This is a genomic window from Bradyrhizobium sp., from assembly GCF_036009065.1.
GTDB lineage: Bacteria > Pseudomonadota > Alphaproteobacteria > Rhizobiales > Xanthobacteraceae > Bradyrhizobium.
On the sequence record NZ_DASYMN010000297.1, the window covers coordinates 1 to 1,689 of the forward strand.

At 64.7% G+C, this 1,689-nt stretch carries 1 protein-coding gene; it reads left to right on the forward strand.

Features of this window, described 5'->3' with window-relative positions; translation table 11 throughout:
* The first annotated feature begins 40 nt into the window (after positions 1 to 40).
* A complete protein-coding gene (locus VGP39_RS18140; protein WP_327569478.1) occupies positions 41 to 1,387 on the forward strand; it encodes an IS1182 family transposase in 1,347 nt (448 codons plus the stop codon).
* The last annotated feature ends 302 nt before the right edge of the window (positions 1,388 to 1,689 follow it).

Here is a 1,689-nt window from a genome sequence, read left to right on the forward strand (position 1 = left end):
CGATGATTCCTTGCATGTTGAGTTGGGCAGGGAGCTGAGGATGGCGGGCGAAGGATTGTTCGAAGACTTGCCGGGGCAGGAGCGGCCGGAGGTTGGCGGGGCGGTTGGAAAGCCGCGTCTGCGCGAGCCGGTGCGTGATCAAATCGAACTTCGGGCGATGGATATCGACAGCTTGATCGGGTCGGATCATCCGGCGCGGGTGATGTGGGGATACGTCGAGCGGCTCGACCTTCGCGAACTCGAGAATGCGATCAAGGCGCGGGAAGGCACACCCGGCGGTCCGGCGATCTCGCCGCGTCTGCTGTTGGCGCTGTGGCTTTACGCCACCAGCGAGGGGGTGGGCAGTGCGCGGGCGCTGTGCCGGCTGATTGAGCACCATGACGCCTATCGCTGGCTGGCGGGCGGGGTGTCGGTGAACTACCACACGCTGTCCGACTTCCGGGTCGGCCATGGCGCCGTGCTCGATCGGCTGCTGACGGAGAACGTGGCGGCGCTGTGCGCGGCCAACGTGATCGATGTCAGCGGGTTGGTGCAGGACGGAGTGCGGGTGCGGGCCAGCGCTGGTGCGGCTTCGTTTCGCCGCCGTGGCCGGCTCGAACAGCATCTTGCGGTGGCGCGTGACCTGGTGGAGCGGCTCAAGCGTGAGGTCGATGTGAGTTCCGATGCCAGCAATCAGCGCATGCGTGCAGCCAAGGAACGGGCGGCGCGCGAACGCGCCGAACGTATCGAGGCGGCGCTGCACACCCTGGACGAGGTGGAAGCGAAACGCAAAGCGCGCGAGCCGAAGACCGCAAAGCAGGCCGACGGGGTCAAGGAACCTGACAAGCCGAAGGAGCCCCGGGCCTCGACCACCGACCCGCAGGTGCGGGTGATAAAGATGGCCGATGGCGGTTTCCGCCCGGCCTGGAACGTGCAGGTGCTCAGCGCCGCCGGGGAGCAGTTTGTGATCGATGTGACGCCATTGACCACTGGTTCGGATCGCGGCCTGATGCGGCCAAGCCTGGAGGCGGTGCGCGAGCGCCTTGGCCGGCTGCCGAATCGTCATCTCGGCGATGGTGGGTTCACGTCGGCGGCGGATATCGAATGGGCTCATGGTGAAGGCATCGAGATTTATTGTCCGCCGACACAATCCAAGCACGGCACCGACCCATACCTGCCGCGCCGTGACGACGGGCCGGGCGTGCTGGCATGGCGCAGCCGGATGGCAGACGAGCAAGCCAAGGTCATCTACCGGCAGCGTTCGATCTGCGAGTGCATCCATGCTCGTTGGCGCAATTGGAACCTGATCCGGCTGAATGTGCGTGGCGCCGTCAAGGTCAAAGCAGTGATGCTGTGGCACGCACTTGCCAACAACATCCTTCAGCAACATCGCCTCGCCACCGCATAAAACAATAACCCAGATCGGAACATCCCCCGTCCCCGATGCTACCTTGCATACCAGGCGACATCGCCGACATCAGAAACGGTAGTCGTGTCCAGATCTAGAATCTCTTCACACCCTCTCAGGATGAGGTAAAGCGGACGCTCGTGGCACATCCTTCGAAACGCGGCCAAGGGGCCGCTCCTCAGGATGAGGCGGTGCTGGCGTCGCCCGCCCCCCGGGCTAATTGATGGTCGCCCCCGACGCCTTCACCACCCTGCGCCACTTCTCGATGTCCTGCGCGAGAAGGTCCCGGAACGCATCCGGAG